This is a genomic window from Streptomyces sp. NPDC059455 (assembly GCF_042750115.1).
Classification (GTDB): domain Bacteria; phylum Actinomycetota; class Actinomycetes; order Streptomycetales; family Streptomycetaceae; genus Streptomyces; species Streptomyces endocoffeicus.
The window spans coordinates 90,237-113,957 of the sequence record NZ_JBHYVB010000003.1; the positions used below are offsets into that span (position 1 = coordinate 90,237).

Annotated in this window: 23 protein-coding genes; 13 read left to right on the forward strand and 10 right to left on the reverse strand. The window is 70.6% G+C overall.

Translation table 11 applies throughout. From position 1 onward, the window contains the following. Positions 1 to 379: 379 nt before the first annotated feature. Complete coding sequence (locus ACFXB5_RS02070) at positions 380 to 1,042, reverse strand: CatB-related O-acetyltransferase (RefSeq protein ID WP_385201497.1); 663 nt, start codon at positions 1,040 to 1,042, stop codon at positions 380 to 382. Between the two features lie 274 nt (positions 1,043 to 1,316). Between ACFXB5_RS02070 and ACFXB5_RS02075 the strand changes: the two genes are divergently transcribed. From ACFXB5_RS02075 to ACFXB5_RS02090, 4 genes are all read left to right on the forward strand, one after another. Beyond that, entirely contained in the window at positions 1,317 to 2,852 is a 1,536-nt protein-coding gene (locus tag ACFXB5_RS02075; protein WP_385201499.1) for an FG-GAP and VCBS repeat-containing protein, read from the forward strand. Between the two features lie 108 nt (positions 2,853 to 2,960). Continuing rightward, positions 2,961 to 3,401 (forward strand): thioredoxin, encoded by a 441-nt coding sequence (trxA, locus tag ACFXB5_RS02080; protein ID WP_385201501.1) that lies wholly within the window; start codon positions 2,961 to 2,963, stop codon positions 3,399 to 3,401. Beyond that, complete coding sequence (locus tag ACFXB5_RS02085) at positions 3,394 to 4,050, forward strand: histidine phosphatase family protein (protein ID WP_385201503.1); 657 nt, start codon at positions 3,394 to 3,396, stop codon at positions 4,048 to 4,050. The genes trxA and ACFXB5_RS02085 overlap by 8 nt, the downstream gene beginning before the upstream one ends. 57 nt (positions 4,051 to 4,107) lie before the next feature. Next, a complete protein-coding gene (locus tag ACFXB5_RS02090; protein ID WP_044575881.1) occupies positions 4,108 to 4,533 on the forward strand; it encodes an OsmC family peroxiredoxin in 426 nt (141 codons plus the stop codon). On the opposite strand, the gene ACFXB5_RS02095 is transcribed toward ACFXB5_RS02090, so the two are convergent. Next, positions 4,508 to 5,131: a hypothetical protein gene (locus tag ACFXB5_RS02095; protein WP_385201505.1), complete on the reverse strand. Its 624-nt coding sequence runs from the start codon at positions 5,129 to 5,131 to the stop codon at positions 4,508 to 4,510. The genes ACFXB5_RS02090 and ACFXB5_RS02095 overlap by 26 nt on opposite strands. 182 nt (positions 5,132 to 5,313) lie before the next feature. Here ACFXB5_RS02095 and ACFXB5_RS02100 point away from each other — a divergent pair, with 182 nt between their 5' ends. The 3 genes from ACFXB5_RS02100 to ACFXB5_RS02110 all read left to right on the forward strand — a co-directional run bounded on the left by ACFXB5_RS02100 (position 5,314) and on the right by ACFXB5_RS02110 (position 7,901). Further along, the gene (locus tag ACFXB5_RS02100; protein WP_385201507.1) at positions 5,314 to 6,090 is read left to right on the forward strand and encodes an IclR family transcriptional regulator; all 777 of its coding nucleotides are present in this window, start codon (positions 5,314 to 5,316) and stop codon (positions 6,088 to 6,090) included. Continuing rightward, on the forward strand, positions 6,087 to 6,971 hold the full coding sequence (locus ACFXB5_RS02105) for an SMP-30/gluconolactonase/LRE family protein (RefSeq protein ID WP_385201509.1): 885 nt from the start codon (positions 6,087 to 6,089) through the stop codon (positions 6,969 to 6,971). Before ACFXB5_RS02100 ends, ACFXB5_RS02105 begins: the two co-directional genes overlap by 4 nt. Before the next feature lie 237 nt (positions 6,972 to 7,208). After that, a complete protein-coding gene (locus tag ACFXB5_RS02110; RefSeq protein ID WP_385201511.1) occupies positions 7,209 to 7,901 on the forward strand; it encodes a hypothetical protein in 693 nt (230 codons plus the stop codon). Between the two features lie 375 nt (positions 7,902 to 8,276). Here the strand turns inward: ACFXB5_RS02110 and ACFXB5_RS02115 are convergent, their stop codons facing one another. The 3 genes from ACFXB5_RS02115 to ACFXB5_RS02125 form a co-directional block, all read right to left on the reverse strand. After that, positions 8,277 to 9,647, reverse strand: coding sequence for an FAD-binding oxidoreductase (locus ACFXB5_RS02115; RefSeq protein WP_385201594.1), 1,371 nt, complete (start codon positions 9,645 to 9,647; stop codon positions 8,277 to 8,279). Between the two features lie 221 nt (positions 9,648 to 9,868). Further along, complete coding sequence (locus tag ACFXB5_RS02120) at positions 9,869 to 10,723, reverse strand: alpha/beta hydrolase (protein WP_385201513.1); 855 nt, start codon at positions 10,721 to 10,723, stop codon at positions 9,869 to 9,871. Continuing rightward, positions 10,720 to 11,997 carry an amidohydrolase family protein gene (locus ACFXB5_RS02125; RefSeq protein WP_385201515.1) on the reverse strand — a complete coding sequence of 426 codons (1,278 nt, stop codon included), beginning with the start codon at positions 11,995 to 11,997 and terminating at the stop codon, positions 10,720 to 10,722. The genes ACFXB5_RS02120 and ACFXB5_RS02125 overlap by 4 nt, the downstream gene beginning before the upstream one ends. A 32-nt stretch (positions 11,998 to 12,029) precedes the next feature. On the opposite strand from ACFXB5_RS02125, the gene ACFXB5_RS02130 reads away from it, so the two are divergent. Both ACFXB5_RS02130 and ACFXB5_RS02135 read left to right on the forward strand, forming a co-directional pair. Beyond that, positions 12,030 to 12,632, forward strand: coding sequence for a TetR/AcrR family transcriptional regulator (locus tag ACFXB5_RS02130; RefSeq protein WP_385201516.1), 603 nt, complete (start codon positions 12,030 to 12,032; stop codon positions 12,630 to 12,632). A 284-nt stretch (positions 12,633 to 12,916) separates the two neighbouring features. Further along, a complete protein-coding gene (locus ACFXB5_RS02135) occupies positions 12,917 to 14,227 on the forward strand; it encodes an NAD(P)/FAD-dependent oxidoreductase (RefSeq protein WP_385201518.1) in 1,311 nt (436 codons plus the stop codon). Positions 14,228 to 14,374: 147 nt separating this feature from the next. Here ACFXB5_RS02135 and ACFXB5_RS02140 read toward each other — a convergent pair whose 3' ends face one another. Continuing rightward, positions 14,375 to 15,631 carry a PucR family transcriptional regulator gene (locus ACFXB5_RS02140; protein WP_385201520.1) on the reverse strand — a complete coding sequence of 419 codons (1,257 nt, stop codon included), beginning with the start codon at positions 15,629 to 15,631 and terminating at the stop codon, positions 14,375 to 14,377. A 141-nt stretch (positions 15,632 to 15,772) separates the two neighbouring features. Further along, the gene (locus tag ACFXB5_RS02145) at positions 15,773 to 16,201 is read right to left on the reverse strand and encodes a MarR family winged helix-turn-helix transcriptional regulator (protein ID WP_385201522.1); all 429 of its coding nucleotides are present in this window, start codon (positions 16,199 to 16,201) and stop codon (positions 15,773 to 15,775) included. An 88-nt stretch (positions 16,202 to 16,289) separates the two neighbouring features. Here ACFXB5_RS02145 and ACFXB5_RS02150 point away from each other — a divergent pair, with 88 nt between their 5' ends. Further along, positions 16,290 to 17,309, forward strand: a complete 1,020-nt coding sequence (locus tag ACFXB5_RS02150; protein ID WP_385201523.1) for an NADP-dependent oxidoreductase — start codon at positions 16,290 to 16,292, stop codon at positions 17,307 to 17,309. A 104-nt stretch (positions 17,310 to 17,413) separates the two neighbouring features. Here ACFXB5_RS02150 and ACFXB5_RS02155 read toward each other — a convergent pair whose 3' ends face one another. Both ACFXB5_RS02155 and ACFXB5_RS02160 read right to left on the reverse strand, forming a co-directional pair. Continuing rightward, positions 17,414 to 18,232: a glycoside hydrolase family 30 beta sandwich domain-containing protein gene (locus ACFXB5_RS02155; protein ID WP_385201525.1), complete on the reverse strand. Its 819-nt coding sequence runs from the start codon at positions 18,230 to 18,232 to the stop codon at positions 17,414 to 17,416. A gap of 28 nt (positions 18,233 to 18,260) precedes the next feature. After that, positions 18,261 to 18,866: a glycoside hydrolase gene (locus ACFXB5_RS02160; protein ID WP_385201527.1), complete on the reverse strand. Its 606-nt coding sequence runs from the start codon at positions 18,864 to 18,866 to the stop codon at positions 18,261 to 18,263. Positions 18,867 to 19,037: 171 nt separating this feature from the next. Here ACFXB5_RS02160 and ACFXB5_RS02165 point away from each other — a divergent pair, with 171 nt between their 5' ends. Continuing rightward, entirely contained in the window at positions 19,038 to 19,436 is a 399-nt protein-coding gene (locus ACFXB5_RS02165; protein WP_385201529.1) for a hypothetical protein, read from the forward strand. A 72-nt stretch (positions 19,437 to 19,508) separates the two neighbouring features. Continuing rightward, the gene (locus ACFXB5_RS02170) at positions 19,509 to 20,621 is read left to right on the forward strand and encodes an ABC transporter substrate-binding protein (RefSeq protein WP_385201531.1); all 1,113 of its coding nucleotides are present in this window, start codon (positions 19,509 to 19,511) and stop codon (positions 20,619 to 20,621) included. A 35-nt stretch (positions 20,622 to 20,656) separates the two neighbouring features. Here the strand turns inward: ACFXB5_RS02170 and ACFXB5_RS02175 are convergent, their stop codons facing one another. Continuing rightward, positions 20,657 to 21,838 (reverse strand): serine hydrolase domain-containing protein, encoded by a 1,182-nt coding sequence (locus ACFXB5_RS02175; protein WP_385201533.1) that lies wholly within the window; start codon positions 21,836 to 21,838, stop codon positions 20,657 to 20,659. A 307-nt stretch (positions 21,839 to 22,145) separates the two neighbouring features. Here ACFXB5_RS02175 and ACFXB5_RS02180 point away from each other — a divergent pair, with 307 nt between their 5' ends. Further along, entirely contained in the window at positions 22,146 to 23,654 is a 1,509-nt protein-coding gene (locus ACFXB5_RS02180) for an alpha-N-arabinofuranosidase (protein WP_385201535.1), read from the forward strand. The last annotated feature ends 67 nt before the right edge of the window (positions 23,655 to 23,721 follow it).

Consider the following 23,721-nt stretch of genomic DNA (forward strand, 5'->3'; position numbering starts at 1 on the left):
ACTCTCCTTCTGTGTTCGTGTGGTCGTTTTTTTTTAAAACCCCCGCCGCTGCCCCGGCGTTCCTGGCGCCGCCCCCCCCCCCCGGGGGCGGAGCCGAACACCGATGCTCAGCCCGCCGCAGGCGCCAAGACCCGCCGGACACCGCCTGGCCCCGCGGCAGGTGCGGGGGGCCTCCCCCTCTCCGCACCGCTACCAGGGGACTCCGCCCCTGGACCTCCGGGGTCTGGGACGGAGCCCCACCGCGCGGCGGAGCCGCATAGCGGTGCTGCGGGAAGGGGCGAAGCCCGGTCCGGGGTCTGGGGCGGAGCCTCCACGCGGCGGAGCCGCACATCGACGCTGCATGGGAAGGGGCGGGGAGGGGAACAGTCCGCCGCAGGAGTCACGAGCCGCCGGACACATCCTCCCCCGGGGCCGCCGCCTCCAGTTCGTCCACGCTGCCGGACATGATCGTGCGGATATGGCCGGTGAGGTGCTCGAGCGGCCAGTCCCACCAGGCCAGGGCCAGCAGCCGGGCGATGTCCTCCTCGTCGTAGCGGCGGCGGATGAGCTTGGCCGGGTTGCCGCCGACGATGCCGTAGTCGGGAACGTCGTCCACCACTACGGAACCGGAGGCGATGACCGCGCCGTGGCCGATGCGGACGCCGGGCATCACCATGGCCCGGTATCCGAACCAGACGTCATGGCCCACCACGGTGTCGCCCCGGCCCGGCAGACCGGTGATGAGGTCGAAGTGGTCGGCCCACGAGCCGCCCATGATGGGGAAGGGGAACGTGGACGGGCCGTCCATGCGGTGGTTGGCGCCGTTCATGATGAACCGCACCCCTTCGCCCAGCGCGCAGAACTTCCCGATGACCAGCCGCTCCGGCCCGTAGTGGTACAGCACATTGCGGGTTTCGAACGCGGTGGGCTCATCCGGGTCGTCGTAGTACGAGAACTCGCCGACCTCGATCAGCGGCGAGGTGATCAGCGGCTTGAGCAGTACCACCCGTGGCTGCTCGGGCATCGGGTGCAGCACGGTCGGGTCGGCGGGTATGGCCGGCATCGCGCATCGCCCTTTCTCGTCCGGGGTCCAGGGGCCAGGGTCCAGGCCAGGGGCCAGGCGTCATGATCGCAAGGTCGGCGCCCGGTGTCGCGCGTATTTGGCGGGGGCGGCCGCGAGGCAACCCGAGCGCGCTCCCTGGAGTCCTTGAGCGGTGAAGCCCTCGTCCGTATCCGTATCCGTACCTGTACCTGTACCTGTGCCCGCCGCCCCTTGTGCCCGCCGCCCGTTGTCTCTGCCGTCCGTGTCCGCCCGATCCGCCTTGCGAGGTGTCGCCGTGCGTTCGTCCGTTCCCGTCGCCGCCGTGGCGGTGTCCGTGTCCGTGCTGCTGCTCGCCGGGTGCAGCGAGGGCGGCGGCCACGAGGGGCGGAGGCCGGTGGAGGGAGCCACCAAGGGGGCGGCCGGTGCCTCGCTCGGGGACTTCAACGGCGACGGTTACGACGACTTCGCCACCGCCATCCGCCCCACCAGCGCCTCCCGGGGCCCGCTGCCGGCCCGGCTCGCGGTGGTCTACGGCGGGGCGCACGGCCTCGACCCGCGGCACCGCCTCGTCGCGAACGGCGCCGAGGACGACTACGTGGGCCCCCTGCTGCGCACCGATCTCGACCGGGACGGATTCACCGACCTGGTGACGGCGCGCTTCCGGCACGGCGGTTCGCCGCGGGCCGAGCGGACGGGGGAGACGGTGGTGCTGCGCGGCGGCCCCCGAGGGCTGGCCGCGCCGCGCCCGCTCGGCGGCGGCGCGGCCGGATTCCTGGCGTTGGCCGTGGGGGACTTCGACGGGGACGGCGCGGCCGACGTGCTGGCCTCGGCGGCGGACGGCCGGGGTGCCGTACGTGTGCTGTACGGGCCGTTCGGCGCCAAGGCTCACCCCGCCCGTACCGCCCCGCTGCCCACCGGCCCCACCGACCGGCCCCGCCGCGGCGCACCCGCCACCGCCACGGCCGGGGACTTCAACGGCGACCACCGCACCGATGTGGTGCTGACCTACCGCTACGGCCTCGGCCAGGCGGATGAGCCGCAACGCGCGGATGGCCCGGAACCCGGCGAGACCGCCCCCCTGGACACCCCCGTCGCCCACTACCGCGGCGGCCCCGAGGGCCTGGTGCGGGACAGGCGGCCCGAGGCGCGGCTGGCCCACGCCCTCGGCACGGAGGACGGCCCGCGCGAGCCCGCGGCCGGGGACGCCGACCACGACGGGACCGACGATCTGCTCGCGCCCGGTCAGGGGACCCTCGGCCCCGGCCGCCACCGCGGCTCCGGACGGCTGACCGTCGTCCACGGCGCCAAGTCCGGTCTGGGCCGGGGGCGTGCGGATCTCACCGTCGATCAGTCCGCCCCTGGCATGCCCGGTGACGCACGGCGCGGCGACGGGTTCGGCGGCTCTCCGGCCGTCGGCGACATCACCGGCGACGGCCGCCCCGACCTCGTCGTGGCCACCCCGGAGAAGAACAACGGCAACGGCCGGCTCACCCTGCTGCCCGGCTCACGGCACGGGCGCGGCGGCGAGTACGCCCCCGACCAGGCCAAGGACCCACACAGGGAGCGCGGCCGGGTCCAGTCCCTGGACCTGGACACCCCGGGTGTGCCCGGCCGGCACACCCCGTACGGCTTCGACGCCTTCGCCCCGCAGCCCCCGCTGCTCGACGTCGACGGGGACGGACACGACGATGTGATCGCCGCCGCGCCCGGCTACGGCCACGGCAGGACGGGCGGCTTCTGGATCTTCCGGGGGACCGACCACGGGCTCTCCACCGGGGACGTACGCCGCTTCACCCCCGTCGACCTGGGCATACGCTTCCGGACGGGCTAGCCGTCCCGGCGGCCGCCGACCCCGCCACCGCGCCGGAATAACGGCGGGCGGTGGCGGGGTTACCGTGCATGTGGCATCTGCCGACGTACGGAAGCGGGTAACGCAGGCATGAGCACTAGCACCGTCGAGCTCACCAAGGACAACTTCGACGAGATCGTGTCCGGGAGCGAATTCGTTCTGATCGATTTCTGGGCCTCCTGGTGCGGGCCGTGCCGGATGTTCGCGCCCATTTACGAGAAGGCCGCCGGGCGCCACCAGGATCTGCTGTTCGCCAAGGTCGACACCGAGGCCCAGCCCGAGCTGGCCGCCGCCTTCGATATCCAGTCCATCCCCACCCTGATGATCGTGCGGGAGAACATCGCGGTTTTCGCCCAGCCCGGCGCGCTCCCCGAGCCGGCCCTGGAGGACCTCATCGGCCAGGCCCGCGACCTGGACATGGACACGGTGCGCGCCTCCATCGCCGCCGCGGCGAACGAGAAGCACGCCATCGACGAGGAGAAGGAGCAGGGCGTCGCGGGCGAGGAGAAGGCATCCGGCGGCCGTGGCTGAGCTGCTGCTGGTCCGGCACGGGGAAACCGAATGGAGCCGGTCGCACAGGCACACCAGCTGGACCGATCTGCCCCTGACCCCGCGCGGTGAGGAGCAGGCACGTGCCCTGCGCGGGCCGCTCGCCGCACGGAAGATCGGGCTGATCCTGGTCAGCCCGATGGACCGGGCCATGCGGACCGCGCGGCTCGCCGGGCTCGAGGATCTGACCGTCGAGCCCGATCTGCGCGAATGGGACTACGGCGGCTACGAGGGCGTCACCACCGACGAGATCCACCGCACCCGCCCCGACTGGAACCTGTGGACCGACGGCGTGCCACCGGCTGGACCCGACCACCCCGACCACCCCGGTGAGTCTCCCGAGCGGATCGGGGACCGGGTGGACCGGGTGCTCGCCCGGATCGCCCCCGACCTGGCGGCGGCGGACGGCGCCGATGTGGTGCTGGTGGCGCACGGCCATGTCCTGCGGGTGCTCACCGCCCGGCGGCTGGGCCTGCCCCCGTCCGCCGGTGCGCTCTTCCGGCTCGACACCGCGACCGTCAGTCGACTGGGAAGTGAGCATGGTCGCCCGGCCATGGTCGCCTGGAACGTAGGCTCGGAGTCGATCTCCGGACAGGGCGCGACCGCGAGCGGTGGCACCCCCGCCGGGTGATCATCTCCGACCGTATACGCATACCGCACGTCCGACAGGAAGCAGGGAACAGCGAGCATGGCTACGACGCGTACCGCGCACACCGTCTGGCAGGGCAATCTGGCCGAGGGCAAGGGGACCGTCACCTTCGACTCCTCCGGCATCGGCGAGCAGCCGGTCTCCTGGCCGTCCCGCGCCGAGCAGGCCAATGGCAAGACCAGCCCCGAGGAGCTGATCGCGGCGGCCCACTCCAGCTGCTTCTCGATGGCGCTCTCGCACGGCCTCACCCAGGCGGGCAACCCGCCCACCCAGCTGACCACCCAGGCCGAGGTCACCTTCCAGCCCGGTACCGGGATCACCGGTATCCACCTCACCGTCGAGGGCACGGTGGAGGGCCTGGACGAGGCCGCGTTCGCCGCGGCGGCCGAGGACGCCAAGAAGAACTGCCCGGTGAGCCAGGCGCTCGCCGGTACGGAGATCACGCTGTCGGCGAAGCTGGCCTGACGTCCTCCATACGCTGCAGCAGTCCCCAGGTGAACTCCGCCACATAGTGGCGGAGTTCACCGTTGTCCGCCTCCGGCGCGTCGAAGGCGAGCCGCCAGCGGGTGGGCGCCGAGCCCTCCATGGGCCGCGCGGGCGCGAAGGCGCGTGCCACCTCGTCCACCGTGCAGGACCAGGGCAGCAGATCGGCGGCCGTACGCAGCCGGGGTCCGGGCGCGCCCGGAGCGCGCACCAGCCACTCGTTCCACACCGCCCCGTTGGGCGCGGTGAGCACCTCGAACCGCAGATCCGGCCACAGCGGCACGGTCCAGCTCAGCGCCTCGCAGGTCAGATCGCCGATCCGGCGGGTGGCCGTGGACTCGGGCGGGCCCAGCACGGAGCGGTAGCGGGCGACCGCCGAGCGCCGCCGCGGCGAGCGCTGCATGGCCTGCCAGCGGCGGTTGGCCTCGCGCATCACCGCACGTCCGAAGCCCAGCTCGCGCAGTGCGTCCTCGACCAGCCCCGGCTGATGGTCGGCCATCCGGCGCAGCAGCACGAGGACGAAGGGGAAAGGGGTGGGGAACGAGTCGGGCTGAGCGAATGAGCCGGGCGCGGAATCCATGGCTCCTATCGTGGCGTACGGGGGTGTCCCCGTCCGGTGGCGCAAGCGCTTCCCATCGCATCGTGCCTTTGCCGGACCATTGCCGCGGGATGTCCCCTCCGCATAACCTGTGTTCGCGATACCGGCCACCGGCCGGAATCTCGAACGCTTGCCATCTGAACCAGAAGGGGAGGGCGAGCACTATGGGACGCCTGGTGCCCGCGGTGACACGGGCTCTGGACATACTCGAGCTCTTCCTGGACGGGGACGGCACGCTCTCCGCGCCCGAGATCACCCGTCGGCTCGGGCTGCCCCGTACGACGGTCCATGAACTGGTGACCACTCTGGCCGCCCGCTCCTATCTGGTCCAGCTGCCCGACCAGCCCGGCCGCTATCGGCTCGGGGTGCGGCCGTACCAGCTAGGCAGCCGCTACGCCGAGCAGCTCGACCTGGCCGCCGAGGGCCAGCAGGTGGCCCGGAGCGTCGCGGAGACCTGCGACGAGACCGTGCATGTCGCGATCCTCGAGGGCATGGACGTCATCTATATCGCCAAGGTCGACTCCACCCACGCCGTCCGCATGGTCTCCGCCGCGGGCCGCCGGCTGCCCGCCCACTGCACCTCGGTCGGCAAGATGCTGCTCGCGTCCCTCCCGGAGGACGCCCTGGCCGCGCGGCTGTCCGGCGATCAGCCGCTGGCCGCGATGACGGACAACAGCATCACCTCCCCCGCCGAACTCCGCCGCCACCTCGACACCGTGCGCGAGCGCGGCATCGCGGTCGAGCAGCGGGAGTCCAACCCGGATGTGAACTGCGTGGCGGCTCCCGTACGGGACTCCGCGGGGAAGGTGGTCGCGGCGCTGTCGATCTCGGTGCCGACGATCCGCTGGAGCGATGAGCGCCAGGCCGAGCTGGAGGAGCTGGCGGCCAAGGGCGCGGGTGAACTGTCGGTGCGGCTGGGACATCGGAGGCGGGACGTATGAGCACACGGCCATCGCTCGAGATCGCGGTGCGCGCGACCGCCGTGCTCGGTGAGGGACCCACCTGGGACGCCGCCGCCCAGCGGCTGATCTGGGTGGACATCCTCTCCTCCCGTGTCCACACCTACGACCCCGCCACCGGCCGCCGCACCACCCTGGGCACCGAGCAGCACGTCGGCGCGGCCAAGCCCCGCGCGGGCGGCGGTCTGGTGGTCAACCTCCGCGACGGCATCGGGGTGTACGGGGCGGACGGCGGCTTCGACTGGCTGCTGCGCGAGGCGGTCCCCGGCCGCCGGGGCAACGACGCCGCCGTCGCGCCCGACGGCTCGCTCTGGGCGGGCACCATGCGTTACGACGAGGGGGCCGGCGGCGGCACGCTCTCCCGGATCGGGTCCGACGGCTCCCGTACGGAGTTCCTGCCGGCGGTGACGGTCAGCAACGGCATCGGCTGGAGCCCGGACGGCCGCCTCATGTACTACATCGACACCCCCACCCGCCGTATCGATGTCTTCGATGTCTCCGATATCTCCGATGTCGCGGACCCGGACGGTCCGGTGGTCTCGGGCCGGAGACCGTTCGCCGAGGTCGAGGAGGGCGCGGGCTTCCCGGACGGGCTGTGCGTGGACGCCGACGGCGCGGTGTGGGTCGCCCTGTGGGACGGCGCCGCGATCCGTCGATACGCCCCTGACGGGACACTCGATCGGGTGGTGGAGCTGCCGTTCCCGCGCCCGACCGCGTGTGCCTTCGGCGGTGCGGACCTCACCGATCTGTACCTGACCTCGGCACGCGTCGGACTCGGCGCCTCCGCACCGCCGCTCGCCGGGTCGCTGCTGGTCATCCAGGGTGTGGGGCAGGGCTTGGCGCAGCCCGCCTTCGGCGGCTGAGCGGGGCCGGGCGGACCCCGGCCGCCCCCGGGACAGGGGCTTGACGAGGGCTTTCGTACGGTTCTTTGCACAGGATCCTCACACCCCGCGTCCTGCTGACCTACCCGTTGGTCACATAACCTGCCCGGCGAAATGGATTACTGCTCTCCGTGTCGCCGCCATCTCAACGGTGCCGTTTCCTGCCCTGGATGCGGGAGGCCCGTCGAGGACCTCGGGCTGCCCTCTGCTGCGGCGGACGTGGCGGACGTGGCGGACGCGGCGGACGAGGGTGGCGCCGGGGACGAGGCGCCCGCCACGCGGGCGGAACGGCGGGCGGACCGTCGTACGGCCCAGGCGTCCCGTGCCTCCGGCACCACCCGGGCCTCGCGCCGGAAGCCCAAGTCCCGGGGTCTCTTCGGCCGCCGCGCCCGCCGGGCCCGCCGGGGCCGGGGACGCCGGGTGGCGATCCTGGCGTCGGTGCTCGGCCCGGTGCTGGTCGCGGTGTTCGTGGCCGAGCTGGCCACCGAGGGGCACTGGCGGGAATCCTCCCCGGCGCCCAGGCGGCAGGAGCCGGTGGCCGACCGCGACGGCGGCGTGACCGAATCCGCCGAGACGATCGTCCAGGACACGACCGGCCCTGGCGCGGGCCCCTCGGCGGGGGACGGCGAGGACGGAACGTCGTCCAAGGGCAAGGACGAGGGCAAGGACGAGGGCAAGGGCAAGGACGGCGGGAAGTCCAAGGGCGCGGACGGCGACGCCTCGCCCGATCCGGACGACGCCTCGTCCTCCGACCCGTCGGACGACTCGCCCTCGGCCCCGGGCGGCTCCGGGTCGACGCATCGGCCCACCACCCCGCCGAAACCGAGGCCCACCGGCCCGGCGACCGTCGCACCGACGCCGGCCCCGACGCCCACGGAGACCTGCCAGCGCTTCCTGTGGTGGTGCACCTAGGAGATGTCCGGCGGGTCGGCGACGCCTGCGGCGGGCTCTTCCCCCCGCCCCTTCCCACAACTGGGGCTCCGCCCCGTACTCTTTGGTAGTAGTGGGTAGTGGCTGACCTGCGGAGATGGCGCGATCCTGAGCCATCGTGCGCCACTGGGCGCCGGATATGGATACTCAAGCGCATCCATCCCTGATCGTTCCGTTACGGTCTGGTGGCGTGCTCCGGACGCAGCGAAGCGTCCCCAATAGCCCTGATCACAAAGGCAGTTGGGGGGCGTGACCCGTACCGGCCGGAGGTACCGGTTCCGGGCGCCTATTCGTCCCGCGTCACCCGCGCATGGGAGCTCTGTCGTCCGCGGCCCGGTCTTGTACTTGGCCAAGGGGTCATGCCGGCCCGAAAACTTTGCCAGGGTTGAGAATCCCGGCCGGGTCGAGAGCACGCTTCACCGCGCGATGCATCTCCAGGACGGCCGGGCCGAGTTCACGGGTGAGGCCGGGCCGCTTGAGCAGTCCCACACCGTGCTCACCAGTCACCGTCCCACCCAATTCAAGGGCGTCCGCGATGATGTCGTCGAACGCCGCGCGGGCCCGGACCTGAGCCGCCGCGTCACCGTGTTCCGTCACAAGCAGCGGATGCAAGTTGCCGTCGCCGACGTGCGCGATGTTGGCGATGGTGATCCGGTGCCTCTCCGCGGTCCGGTCGATACGGGCCAGCATCTCCGCCACCGCCCCGATGGGCACACAGACGTCCTCCGTGAGGACCGGCCCCAGCCGCTCAAGTGCGGGGAAGGCCAGCCGACGGGCCGCGAAGAGCATCTCGGCCTCTTCCTCTGTCTCCGACCGGTCCGCCCAAGTCGAGCCGGCGCCGCGGAAGCAGTCGACGATCCGGCGGGCGCCTTCCTCGGCGGCGCGGCTGTCATCGTCGAAGCGGGCCAGGAGGACCACGTCCGCCTCGGTGGAGAGTCCCATGTTCTTCCAGGCGTCGACCGCGCGCAGACAGTGCCGGTCGACGAGTTCCAGCGCGGCGGGCCGCAGCCCGGCGGCAGCCGTGGCACGCACCGCGTCACCGGCCTGCCCGACGCTGTCGAAGTAGCCGACGGCGGTCACGCCGACCGGAGGCAGGCGTCGCAGCCGGACCGTGATCTCGGTGACGACACCAAGAGTGCCCTCGGCACCCACCATGAGGCTCACGAGGTCGTAGCCGGCGACCCCCTTCGCCGTACGGCGCCCGAGCCGGACCACCTCGCCCGTGCCGGTCACGACCTCCAAACCGAGGACATAGTCGCGAGTGACGCCGTACTTGACGCAGCACACTCCGCCGGCGTTCGTCGCGACATTTCCTCCAATGGTCGACCAGGGCGAACTAGCGGGGTCAGGCGGGTACCACAGGCCGAGCGCCGCTACATGGGCGCGCAGGTCGTCGTTGACCACACCGGGCTGCACGACGGCGAGGCGCTCCAGCTCGTCGACCTCCAGCACCCGATCCATGCCGTCCAGCGCGAGGATCACGCCGCCTTCGACGGCATTGGCGCCCCCCGACAATCCAGTACCGGCGCCGCGTGCAACCAACGGGACTCCTTGCTCCAGGCACGCACGAACCACGGTCCGGACCTCGTCGGTGCTCTTGACGCGCACGACGGCCACCGCTCGGCCAACAGGCGCCCACACCGCCTGGTCGTGGGAGAGACCGGCGACGATGTCCGGATCAGTCACCACCCGGCCGGCGGGCAGCCGTCGCCTGAGTACTTCGGCGATACCCACGGCAGGGGGCGTCGTGCTGACGAAGTCCCGCTCGGCCACCCGCACACCTCCAGAGAAGTTGACTCACGTATGAATGCGACACAGATGGCACCACGCCGCCGGGCAGCCGGTTCATGGTCGGGTGCGGCGTGTGGTGCCAGGCACTCGGGGCGGCGGCACTGTCCAGGAGCGCTGCCGCCCAGCGCGGCGGTCAGGCAGAGCCGCGGCGTCCAGGCTTACTGGGCACGGCAGGTCCTGAGGTAGCTGAGGAACGATGCCTGGAGCCCGGTCACGTGCGTTTCGTGCATGAGTGCGCTGGTGACGGATCCGCCGCGTGAGGTGAGGCGGTGGAGGAAGGCGGCCGTGTTCTTCGTGAGATTCTGGTAGACCGCCAGGTCTCCGAGGATCTCCCGGTCGTTGAAGGTCACGTGAAGCTTGGTAGCAGGCAGGGTGTCACCCATTGCTTGAAGACGAGCGAAGACCTGACTGTCCGCATTGACGATGCCGGGGCTGCCCGCGCCGATGCTCTCGAAGAAGGTGCTCTTGGTGAGCCAGGCGTAGAGGCTGAAGAGTCCGCCGTAGGAATAGCCGAAGAGGCCGTGACCGCTCGGGGCTGTGCCGTAGTCGCGTTCGATTCGCGGGTGCAGGTCGTCGGTAAGGAAGTTCAGGAACATATCCCCGCGGCTGTCGCTCAATTCAGCGAGGTAGGCGTCGGCTTGCTCGCGAGTCGTCGTGCCCGCTTCGATCCCCATCTCCACCGCATCGATGTACTCCTTCGCGATGGGTTCACCGGGGGGCACGAGGTCGCGGTTGCGCAACCGCTCCCAGTGCTCTGCTTCCTCGCCCGCGTAACCCACGCTGACTTGCACGTAGGGCTGAATCGCCTGCATGGGGTCCAGTTGCGTGACGATGAGTGGGGCGGTCATGCCCACGGCCCAGTTGCCGTCGAGCACGTACACCACAGGCGCTTGCGCCGCGGCAGGGTCGTAGCGCGGTGGCGTGGTGACCCAGACGCCGTAGTCGTGCCCACCGCCGGAGCGTATCTCGAAGTAGTCGGTGTGAGGGAGGCAGCCCTGCCACATGGTGCTCATCTGAGGTCCTTCACGATCTGGCCGGCCTGGATCACGAGGACGGCGTTGGTGGGGTCGGAGAACAGTTCCGGGTCTTCGAGCGGGTTGCCGTTCCACAGAACGAGGTCTGCCTGCGCGCCGGGAGTGATGACACCCACCTGGCCGGACAGGCCGAGGATCTCGGCGTTGGTCCGGGTCGCCGCCACGAGCGCTTCCATCGGCGTCTCGAGGGCTGCGCGCAGGCTGAGTTCTTTGCCGCGACGGTCCTGGGCCGGACCGATGAGATCGGAACCCAGCCCGATCCGTACTCCTGCGTGCTTGGCGACAGCGAGCGCCTTCGTCATCTGCTCGCGTACGCCCTTGGCCCGGTCGCGGGTCGACTCGGCGAGACCGGCTCCGGCGGTGTCGTGCAGCAGTTGCTCGACGACAGCGAACGTGGGCACGAGGGCGACCTCGCGAGCGGCCATCAGGGTCGCTGTGGATTCGTCGAGGCTGGTGCCGTGCTCGACACAGCGCACCCCGGCCTCGACCGCATTGCGTATGCCCTCGTTGTTGTGGGCGTGGACGGTCACATAGGTGTTCCGTGCCGCAGCTTCTTGAACTGCGACAGCGATTTCTTCGACGGTGAACTGGGTGTCGGTCAGTTGATCATGTGCGCCCACCACTCCGCCGGTCACGCAGAGCTTCAGGAAGGAGGCTCCGCGACGGAAGGCTTCGCGGACGTTGTGCCGCAGCTCGTCCGCGTTGCCCGCCATCATGGAGAGGGCGCACAGGCCCGGGATGTGGTGGCTGCTCCACAGCTCGGTGGGTTCCCATTCGGCTCCGTAGTAGCCGTGCCCGCCGATCTGGCACTGAACAGGTCCGCACGACAGGACGCGCGGCCCTCTGACCTTGCCCTTCGCGATCGCGGTGACGACACCGCCGTCGATCCCGCCGGTGTCGCGAACGGTGGTGAAGCCGGCGTCGAGCGTCGCGCCGGCCGTGGCGAAGATGTCCGCCGCGATCTCTGCGGCGCTTATCCGAAACGAGAAGTGCGGCCGGATCGGGCTCGACAGGCCCAGGTGGACGTGAGCGTCGATCAGGCCGGGCGTCATCGTCAGTCCCTCGGCATCGAGACGCTCGCCGTGCGCGCTGGAGGCACCGAGGCGAGTGATGCGGCCGTTCTCGATAGTGACGTCGAGCTTGCCGGGATCGCGCCCCGATCCGTCGATGACCGCCGCGCCGACTATACGAGCAGGTCTCATAGCCGATCCTCCGCCGTTGCGAGCTGACTGCGACCATGTGCGAAGCAACACGGAACCGCCTTTTCTTTTCCAATGGATAAACTGTGGGAGTGATCCTGTCAACCTCGGAACGCAAGGGCAGCGCGCGCGAGCGACTCCTGGCACGGCTTCTCGACGCCTTCGGCGAGGCCCTTCCCCCGCCGGAGATGTCGCTCCGTGAGATCGCCGCCCGGATCGAGACCAGCCATGCCCTGTTGCGCTACCACTTCGGGTCACTCTCGGGCGTCTTGGCCGCCATGCTCACGGCGCAGCGATCCCGTGACAACGAGGCACTTTTGGAGGCCGCCCAGCAGGGCACCTTCGACGATTTCGTGGTGGCGATCTGGCGTACTTACACCCGGCCGGAGCAGCTGTCGCGTGTCCGCGGCTTCTTCTACGTCGTCGGACTGGCCGCGTACGGCCCCGAGGACTTCCCGGAGTTCGTGGAGTCGATCGGCGACCTGACCGTGATGCTGTCCTCACTCGCGGAACGCGAAGGGCTCGAGGCGAAGGAAGCGCGGGATGTGGCCACCGTCACCGTTGCCGCGATTCGCGGCCTCCTCTTGCAGGAAGTCCTGACTCCCGGAACCCGCTCGGAGGACGCGGTCACCTTGATCCTGCGCATGAGGGAGGGCCGATCCGTTCCACGATCACGTCCGGAGCGTTAAGCAGGCCCTCAGCCCTCGCCGCCGCCTCACCTGATCCCTCGGACCCTGTCTGCGGACGCGCTGACAAGCAGCCTCGACCCCCGCCTCTGCCAGGCCCATGGTGGGTTCTGACAGCTGAGCATCGGCGCGCGCGACAACTGTTGGGTACGACGATGGAAAGTGGCGACAACAGTCGCCGGAACATGGCCGTTGACCTGCGTAATGTGCGGACAACGGGCGGAGCGGCGACCCTCCGCGCCGCCAGCGGAACCGTCTGGTCCGGCAACGAGAAGGTGGGTTGGAACATGGCTGAGAGCACAGACGCTGTCGTCGTCGGGGCCGGGATAATCGGATCCTCCATTGCTCTCGAACTGGTGCGGAGCGGTCTGCGGGTCGTCGTGGTCGACAAGTTCGGCGGCGCGGGCAACGGCTCCACCAGCGCCTCGAGCGCCGTGGTCCGCTTCACCTATCCCACGATCGCGGGCGTCAACGCTGCCTGGGAGTCCCGTCACTGCTGGGAAGCGTGGCGCGACCATCTCCAAGCACCCGCCGGTGAACCCCTCGCGGCGTTCAACCGCTGCGGCGTCACCATGCTGGACGTGGACTTCGCACCCTGCGGCATGTTCACGCGACACTTCGACAAGGTCGGTGTCCCGTACGAAAAATGGGGTGCACGAGAGCTGTCCAAGCGGTTGCCCGCCGTGGACACCGGCCGGTACTTTCCGCCCCGCCCCGTGGATGACGACGAGTTCTTCGCCGACGCGTCCGCTCGGCTCGGTGCTCTCCACACACCCGACGGAGGCTTTGTCGACGACCCGCAACTCGCCGCGCACAACCTTGCTGCGGCGGCCCAGCGGCACGGAGCCGCCTTCCGGTGGAAGACCCCTGTCACCGCCGTGATGCGGCGCGGGGGACGCGTGCGCGGGGTGCGCCTCAAGGACGGAACCGAACTGTCCGCCGGGGTGGTCGTCAACGCGGCCGGCCCATGGTCGGGACAGCTGAACCGGCTCGCCGGAGTGGGCGGTGACTTCACCGTCGGTCTGCGGCCGCTGCGTCAGGAGGTGCACCACGTAGCGGCGCCCGCCGGCTACCACGACGCCGGCGGCGACGGGCACGCACCGGTGCTGCTCGATATGGACCTCGGCACGTATATACGGCCCGAGGGCAGGGAGTTCCTGCTCGTCGGCGGCACGGAACCCGAGTGCGACCCGCTGGAATGGCTCGACGATCCGGACGATGGGTGTCCCACTCCGACCGTGTCGCAGTTCAGGACGCAGGTGACGCGGGCGGCTCGCCGACTGCCCGGCCTGCGCGTTCCCAACAAGCCTCGTGGTGTGGCAGGCGTGTACGACGTGACCGACGACTGGACCCCCGTGTACGACCGAACCGAGCTTGCCGGCTTCTACGTGGCCATAGGCACCAGCGGCAATCAGTTCAAGAACGCCCCTCTGGTAGGCCGCCTCATGACCACCCTGATCCAGGGTGTCGAAGGCGGGCACGACCACGACCGGAGTGCGCTCACGCACACCTGCGAACACACCGGTCAAACCATCGATCTCGGTGCGTTCTCACGCCGACGTCGGCCGACCCCATCCACGGGCACGGTCCTCGGCTGACGCTGGCCGCTGAGCCGGGTTCCCCGTCGAAGAGGATGGCTCGTACCCGGCACCGGGCGGGCTCGTGCACGTCACGGGGGTGACGGCACGGCGAACGCCGCAGGTTCTGCGGCAACCGTAGCAACGTTGCCCAGCTGCGGCCCGTGCTCACAACACCACGTCCGGCGCCTTCATCGATGTCGGCAAGCGGGGGTGCAACTCTGCCATCTTCAGGCCGAGATGCGCGGCCAGTCGGTCATCGCCGACGTCCAGTTGCAGCCCAGTGAGCTGCTCAACGCGATGCAGCCGTTTGTAGAGTGTGGAGCGGTGGATGTGCAGGGCGGTGGCGGCGTGCCGGGCATCGCCGGCGTGATCGAGATACACCCGCAGGGTGTCAACCAGCCCACGGTGCGCGGAGTGTGACAGCAGGGAGTGCAGCCCCGGGTGGATGCCCTCGGCAAGCTCGTCGGGGGTGAGCTTGCCCAATAGCGCGTACACGCCCAGCTGTGTATGAGCAACCACTTGACCCACGGTGCCCGTGATGCGGGCGACCTCGGCAGCGCGGCGGGCTTCCTCGTAGGAGGAGTGGGCCTCCGTGAGGCGTGGGCGTGGCCCGCCTATGCCTACCCAGCACAGGGCGGCCCGTCCCAGGCCGAGTTCTGCGACCAGCTTTTCGCGCAGTACCTCGGCAAGCTCGGCGGCATTGCGCTCGATGACCTGGGAACGTGCCCCAGGCCAGATCGTCAGCAGAAGCGCGTGATCCGGACGCGTCAGGGCCAATCCGCGCGAGGGGGGAAGCCGTCGTCGACAGCGGTCGACGGCGAGCTCCAGGGCCAGACGGCGTTCTTCAGCCAGAGGCTCGCCCTCTTCGCGCGCCACCATGGCTACCAGGACGGTGACCGGGCCGGCCACGGCGTGTTCCTCCTCGATGAGTGCGGCACTCGCCTCCGTCCGGAGTGCCTGGTCCGGGGCGATCAGGTCGCGGACCAGCTCCCTGACGTGGCTGCGAGTCACTTCGACGCCAAGGTAGCCGCGGTGCAGGACCAGGGCGGCTTGCGCAGCCGCCTCGCGCAGCAACTCGACGGCCCGGTCGCCGATAGGGCCATCGGAGCCGATCAGCCATACGTAGCCGAGCAGGGCATCGTCGTAGCGGATCGGCATGCCGACCCGTTCCATCGTGATGCCGATCTGCGGGCACGGCGGAAGAGTGAAGACATCGGAAGCCTGGGCGGCGCCCTGCTCGCAGACGTGCGCGACCAGCGCGCTCGACACACCACGGTGCATGACCGATTCGATCCGGGCGTCGTCCACGTCGCCAGTGTGCGCGTTGTACGCGAGCAGCTTGAGTCGTGTGTCGTCGATGGCGATCGACCGACCAAGGCGGGCACCGAACGCGTCGACAAGTCGCTGCAGCTCCGAAACCATCTCGGCACTGTATAGGGGGCATGAACCCTCTGCCCCAGATTCCGGGCGGGGCTCCGCCTCAGGGCTCGGCCCGGGGTTCTGCCCCAGGCCCTGGGCGGGTTCCGTCCCAGGCCCCATCCCGGCGATGGGCCTACGCACGCGCTACGGCGCGCTGCCCAGCATTCGTTTGAGCAGGTCGCGCAGTACCGTGCGCTCCTCGTCCGAGAGTTCGGCCAGCGGCTCGCGCGCGAAGTCGAGCGAGCCGCGGAGCCGTGCGGAGGTCTCCCGGCCCGCCTCGGTGGCGGCGGCCAGCTTGACCCGGCGGTCGGCCGGGTCCAGGCGGCGCTCGGCGAGGCCGCGCGACTCCAGGCGGTCCACGATCCCGGTGACGTTCGACGGCTCGCACTTCAGCTGCTGGGCGAGCCGTCGCATCGGTGTCGGGCCGCCGGCCAGCAGGCCCAGCACCCGGGCCTGTGCCCCGGTCAGGGAGTGCTTGGCCGCGGCCTCCTCGTATTCCTCGTGATAACGGGCCACGATGGTGCCGATGAGCTCGACGACCTCGAGGGTCAGCGGGTCGGTGCGGGACGTCATGCCCACCAGGGTACCCATTTACTTGACAGCATGAAATATCAAGCAGCATGATTGTTTCATCTGTTGAAACGTAGGAGAGGCCCCTTCCATGCCCGTCATCCCCACCACCGGCCGTGAATGGCACCTGGTCGCCCGCCCCCAGGGGTGGCCGAAGCCGGAGGACTTCGCACTGCGCGAGGCCTCGGTCTCCGGGCCGGGCCCCGGGCAGGCGCTGGTGCGCAATCTCTACATGTCGGTGGACCCGTACATGCGCGGCCGCATGAACGACGTGAAGTCGTACACGCCGCCGTTCCAGCTGGACCGCCCGATGGAAGGCGGCGCGGTCGGCAAGGTCGTCGCCTCCAACGCGGAGGGCATCTCCGTCGGCGACCACGTCCTGCACTTCGGCGGCTGGCGTGAGTACGCGACGGTGGACGCCAAGAGCGCCGTCAAGGTCGACCCCGAGATCGCCCCGCTCCCCGCCTACCTCGGGGTGCTCGGCATGCCGGGCCTCACCGCCTACGCGGGGCTGCTGGAGGTCGCCTCCTTCAAGGAGGGCGACGCGGTCTTCGTCTCGGGCGCGGCGGGCGCGGTCGGCAGTGAGGTCGGCCAGATCGCCAAGCTCAAGGGCGCCTCCCGGGTGATCGGCAGCGCCGGTTCGGACGAGAAGGTCCGGGTGCTGCTCGACGAGTACGGCTTCGACGCGGCCTTCAACTACAAGAGCGGCCCGGTCGCCGACCAGCTGAAGGAGGCCGCGCCGGACGGGATCGACGTCTACTTCGACAATGTCGGCGGTGAGCACCTCGAGGCCGCCATCGGCCGCCTCAAGGTGCACGGCCGGATCACCGTCTGCGGCATGATCTCGCAGTACAACGTCACCGAGCCGCCCGCCGCCCCGCGCAACCTCGGGATGGTCATCGGCAAGCGGCTGCGGATGCAGGGCATGCTGGTCGGGGACCACCAGCACCTTCAGGAGCAGTTCTTCCAGGAGGTCGGCGGCTGGATCCGCGAGGGCAAGCTGCACTACGGCGAGACCGTCATCAAGGGCGTGGAGAACGCGGTGGATGCCTTCCTCGGGATGCTCCGTGGGGAGAACACCGGCAAGATGATCGTCTCGTTCGAGGACTGAGCCTTCGAGGACTGAGCCTTCGAGGACTGAGTCATCGAGCACTGAGCCTTCGAGGGCCGACGGCTCGACCGCCCCTGCCACCCGTGCGGTAGGGGCGGTCCCGGCTATCGCAGCACCACCGTCGTCAGCGATCGCCCCGGCAGTTCGACCGCCAGCCGTCCGTCGCGCACCCGCGCGGTTCCGACGCGGCTGAGGGAGTGTGTCTCGTCCGTCCGGTAGACCGCGCCCCGCGCGTCTCCGCCCCCACCTGCTCCGCCACGTAGCGCGTAGCCCGTGCGCACCGGCTCCTCACCGGTGTTGAGGATCTCCAGGACCCGTCGGCCGTCCCGGTTCCGGAAGGCCGTCGTCTTCACTCCGTCCGCCCCGGAGTCCGCCGCGACCCGTACCGCCCCGGGCCGGATGAAACGGCTGTACGCGGCCAGGGCCCACAGCCGCTTGGAGACGTGGTAGTCCGGGCCGTCCAGTTGGATCAGCCCCCGGGTGGCGCCCACCGACGCGCCGAACCAGTACACATACCCACTCGCCCCCGCGTCCGCGAGCGTCGTGTGGATCGCCTCCGCGACCGCCAAGCCGTCGTAACCTCCCACCCGTCGCCCACCACCACCCTCAACCGAAGCGCTTCGCGCTGCTGCCTTGTTTTGGCCGTCCCACGCCTCGTTCCATGTCGTGCCGTTGGGGCTCCACTCCGACATCCAGGTGCGGCGGGTCGTCGGCAGGGGCTGGTCGGAGGGGGTGACATAGGGATGGCCCGTGTGCACCGCGACCTGGTCCGCGGCGGTGCCGTCGGCCTCGATCGCGGCGGAGAACGACGCCTGCTCGTCCCATCCGGCCGCATCGCAGCACAGCAGATTGATCCCGGCCCGCCGCACCGCGGGGCCGATCGCCTTGATCACCTCGACCGCCTGTTCCGGGGTGAACCGCATCGAGGCGTAGGACGTGGCGAGGTCCGGCTCATTGGTGAAGCCGAGGTCGGTGATGGGGTACGCCCTCCTGGCGGTAGAACTTCGCGTACCGCACCAGGTAGTCGGCGTACGCCCGTCGCCACTCCTCCTTCAGCGTGCCGCCGTTCGCGTCCGTCCCGTTCGTCTTCATATAGCCCGGCGCGCTCCAGGCGTCGGCGTAGAACCGCTTGACGCCGTACCGCCGCGCCTCCTTGGCCAGCCACACCTGGCCGCCGTCGTCGCCGTCCCACTCATAGCGCGGGGGCGCGTCCGGGCCGCCCGGGTCGGTGGGCTGGATGGACTTCATGTGGTCGTAGACGTCGTCGGACGACGAGCCGATGCCGAGCCGCAGAATGCTCAACCCGGCGCCCGTGGCTCGGTTCAGCAGCAGATCCAGCACTTCGCGCTGGTGCTCCGGGGTCAGGCCCTGTGCGCCGTGCATCAGATCGGCGCGCTGGAACGCCTGGGAGAAGCCGAAACCGTCGATGGGCTGGAGGTGCCTTCCGAAATCCACGGTGCCGCCGCGGAGTGGTTCCGCGGCGGCGGACGGTGTGATGAGCGGGAGCAGTGCGGCGGCGAGCGCGCCGACGAGGGCTGTGCGGACCGAAGTGATCACGAAAACTTCCCTTCCCGGCTCCGAAAAATTCCGGAACGTTTCCGTAACGTCGGCCGCACGCTAGAGGCGTCGGTGAGGCGGGTCAAGGGATCGCTCACGAGGTGATGGGTCGGGGGCGGGCGGGTACCCGGGGAGCCGAAAGAGCTCGGAACGAACGGGAAAGGTGGCCCCATGTCCACGACGGCCGGTCCGGAACAGCCTCGGTCCGCCTCGCAGGTGCTGGTGGCGGTGAGCGGAATCTCGCGGGACGACGCCGAGGCCGTCTTCGGTGTGCTGCGCACGGCTTACGCGTCCGACCAGGCGACGGCGAATCTTCCGCAGGACGCGGGCGAGGGGCGGCCCACGGTGTGGACGTCCGTCTTCGAGGTGGCCGACCCGCGCGCGGAGCCGCGCCCGGCCTCCCTGACGGCCCCCGTCACCGCCGACCTCCAGGGCGGCCCTCTCCCGGTGCGGCAGATGGCGGACGTCCTGGCCCGCGCCTTCGAGGTAAGCGAGCAGGGCGCGGTGGCGGGCGACCAGGAGCGGGAGCTCCGGCTGAGGCTGTCCAACACCGGTATCCGCCCGTCGTAGGGAGCGCGGCGAGGTGCCTGGCAGGGCAGCGAACGCATAATCGGTTGCCTGTCGGCGACGGCGGCGGATGCAATGTCCGGCATGGTCACCCAGGCGCGCCCGCCACGGCGGGACGGATCATCCGTCCGGATCGGTGCTCTCGTTCCGCTGACTCGGCCCGGCTGGGTCGAGGCGGGCCAACACGTACTCGCGGGCCTTGAGCTGGCCGTACGCGACGTCAATGACGACGGCGGGATCGCCGGAAGCCCACTCGAGCTGGTGGTCCGGGACACCGCGGCCGATCCACAGAGGGCCGCGGCGGCTGTGGACGAATTGGCCCAGCTGGGCGTGGCCGCCTTGGCGGGGGAGTACCACAGCGTCGTCGCTCGTGCCGCCGCCGCCCGTGCCGACGCCCTCGGCCTGCCGTTCCTCTGCTCGTCGGCGGTTCTCGACGCGCTCACCGAACAGCCGACGGACTGGGTCGCGCGCCTCGCCCCGGCACAGTCCCACGGCTGGCGGATCTACGCGGACTTCCTCCTCGGCGCGGGCCACCGCCGCATCGCCGTGGCCACCGAGCCGAGTGTCTACTGGGCATCCGGGGCCGGGATTCTGCGGGACCATCTCGCTCCACGCGGCGGCGCCGTCGTCGAACTCGACATGCGCGCACTCACCCCCGCGGCCGTGTGCGACGAACTCGTCGCCCATCGCGCGACAGCCCTCCTGCTTCTGGTCGGCCACCCGGAGCCTGCCGTGTCGATCGTGAGGTCCGTCCGCCGCGACCAGCGCCTCGCCGAGATCATGATGGGTGCTCCGGCCGGGCAGCCGGAGTTCGCCGAGTGGGCGGCGTCGCTGGGCGACGACGGCGCCGCGATCCCGTTCCTGCGCTACCTGCCCGAGCGCCTGGGCCCGCTCGGCGTACGAGTCGGGACGGCCCTCCGCGAGCGGCTGGCCGCGGCGCCCTCCTTCGTCGCCTTCGAGGGCTACGACACGGTCGCCGTCCTCGCCGAGGTGCTGCGTGCTCAGGGCACGGACCGGGCGCGCGTCGCCGCGTCCTGGTCGCGCGTCGCGGTCGAAGGCACCCGCGGGCGGATCCGGTTCTCCCGCACGCCGGGCGTCGGTGTGTGGCAATGGACTTGGCCGCCGGTCCAGGTCGTCGACCGGGATCCGGCGGAGCCCGATCGCTTTCGGGTTCTTCACACCGGCTGAGCGGGCACGGAGGTCCGGCTGTCCAGCGCCTCCGCTCACCGGGTGCCGGGGCCCGCGGGGCACAGCGCGTGGTCGATCAGGGTGCTGGCCGCGTTCTCCTGGTCCAGGATGTGCTCCGGGGTGTCGCCGCGCGCCTCGGACATGGAGACCACGGCGCTTCGCCCGCCGTCGTCGGTGACGCCGTTGAGGGTGATGTAGCCGCCGTCCCCGCCCTCGTGGCTCCAGTAGGTTCCGCCGCAGCTCAGGGGGCGTTCGACCAGGCCGAGCCCGTATCGGCCGCCGGGCCACAGCCGTTGCACCTCCGCGCTCACGGGGACGGTCCGCTTCATCTCGGCCAGCTGCCGCGGCGGCAGCAGGCGGCCGGCGAGCAGCGCGCGGAGGAAGCGGTTCTCGTCCCGCGTGGTCGTGACCCACGAAAGGTTCTCGTGGTCCACCGGTATCTGGTCGGTGACGTCCACCACGGAACCGGGGCCGAAGAGCTGGTAGGCCTTGGCGTGCGGCCGGGGCAGGGTGGGCGAGGTGCCCGTCCACCGGGTCCGGTCGAGGCCGAGCGGGCGCAGAACGCGGTGCTCGATCTCCTGGTGGGCGCGGTGACCGGTCGCCTTCTGGATGATCATGTCGAGCAGGACATAGCCGGTGTTGGAGTACGCCCAGCCCTCGCCGGGCGGGAAGTCCGGCGCGTGGGCCATGGCGCGGGCCACCAGCCGCTCGGGGCTGTGGATGTCGTGGCGCTGCTGGTAGTACTCCTCCGGTGTGGTGTATCCGGGCAGGTCGTCGTGGATGCCGCTGGTGTGCTGGAGCAGTTGGCGGAGGGTGATCCGGCCGCCGTCGTTGCCGTTGCCCCGCACCACTCCCGGCAGCCAGTGGTCGACGGTGTCGTCCAGGGAGAGTTCGCCCGCGGCCTCCAGTTGGAGGACCACGGTGGCGACCAGCGTCTTGGACGTACTGGCCATGCGGAAGTAGCCGTCGGAAGGGACCGGGCGGCCGGTGTTCAGGTCGGCGGTGCCGCTGGTGGCGACCGACTGCCGGCCGTCGGGCGCGATCGCGCGGGCCTGCACACCGCTGACCCCGAGGGCGTGGATCGCCTCGGTGTCCTGGCGCAACCGCTCCCCGGGTGCGGGACCGGCGGGCCGGGCGACGGTGGTGGCCACTTGGGCGGTGAGCAGCGTAGCGACACCGAGTGCCACGGCGAGGTGCCTTCGCGGAGTCGAAGTCATGGCCGAACGCTAATTTCGCCCCCGGCGGGGTGCGATCCGGCACACCCCAGGATCGGAAGGGGGGGTATCCCCCAGCGCGGGCCGCTCAGCCCGGACACCCCGACGGTGTCCTGCCATTGACGCACGCCGTGGCGAGATCTTACGGTCGCGTTCGAAGAAACGAGCGCTGGTCGATATGTCGAATAGTCGCGCGGGCGCGCATATGCGCAGTCGCGACCCCCGAAGAGACCCGAAGAGACCCGAAGAGACCCGAAGAGACCCGAAGAGACCCGAAGAGCCCCGAAGAGACTCGAAGAGATGGGCCGTCATGCCGCAGACCGATTTCGCCCGGTTCACCCTCGACCCCGCCTTCGCCGTCGGCGACGTCAACCCCCGCCTCTTCGGCTCGTTCGTCGAGCACCTCGGACGCTGCGTCTACACCGGTATCCACGAGCCGGGCCACCCGGCCGCCGACGAGGCCGGGCTGCGTACCGATGTCCTCGCGCTGATCCGGGAGTTGGGCGTCACCGTCATCCGGTATCCGGGCGGCAACTTCGTCTCCGGCTACAAGTGGGAGGACGGTGTCGGGCCGGTCGAGGAGCGGCCGCGCCGGCTCGATCTGGCCTGGCGTTCCACCGAGCCCAACCGGTTCGGGCTCTCCGAGTACATCGACTTCGTCCGTAAGGTCGACGGCGAGCCCATGATGGCGCTCAACCTCGGCACCCGCGGTGTCGCCGAGGCCCTTGAGCTGCAGGAGTACGCCAACCACCCGTCCGGCACCGCCCTCGCCGACCTCCGGATCGGCCACGGCGACAAGGATCCGTACGGCATCGGGCTGTGGTGTCTGGGCAATGAGATGGACGGCCCCTGGCAGACCGGCCACAAGACGGCCGAGGAGTACGGACGGCTCGCCGCCGAGACCGCCCGCGCGATGCGGCAGATCGACCCGGACGTGGAGCTCGTGGCGTGCGGCAGCTCCAACCAGTCGATGCCGACGTTCGCCACCTGGGAGGCGACGGTCCTCCAGGAGACCTATGACCTGGTGGACCACATCTCCCTGCACGCCTACTACGAGGAGCGCGACGGCGACCGCGACTCCTTCCTCGCCTCGGCCGTGGACATGGAGTCCTTCATCGAGAACGTCGTCGCCACCTGCGATCACATCGGCGCCCGGCTGAAGTCGAAGAAGAAGATCAACCTCTCCTTCGACGAGTGGAACGTCTGGTACCAGACCCACTACCACAACGCCGAGCCGCTCAACTGGGAGGAGGCCCCGCGCCTCCTGGAGGACAACTACTCCGTCACCGACGCCGTCGTGGTCGGCTCGCTGCTGATCGCCCTGCTCCGCCACGCCGACCGCGTCACCGTCGCCTGCCTCGCCCAGCTGGTCAACGTCATCGCCCCGATCATGACCGAACCGGGCGGCCCCGCCTGGCGGCAGACCACCTTCTACCCCTTCGCGCAGGCGTCGGCCCACGGGCGCGGGCGGGTGCTGCGGGTCAACGTCGACAGCCCGACGTACGAGACCCCCGTCTACGGCGAGGTGCCGCTGCTGCACGCCACCGCCGTGCTCGACGAGTCCACCGGCGCGGTGACGGTCTTCGCGGTCAACCGCGACCAGCACCGGCCGCTCCCGCTGGAGATCGCCCTGTCCGCCCTCCCCGTGTCCCGTGTCGTCGAGCACGCCGTCCTCGCCGACGCCGACCCCGAGGCGCGTAACACCCTCACCGACCCCGAGCGCGTCACCCCGCGTCCCGGCGAGGGCACGGAGCTCGCGGACGGCGCCCTGCGCACCACGCTCGAGCCGATGTCCTGGAACGTCATACGCCTGGCCTGAGCATCCGCCTGAGCATCCGGGCGTGAAGGGCCCCGCCCGGGGTGCCGGGCGGGGCGTGGACGGAACG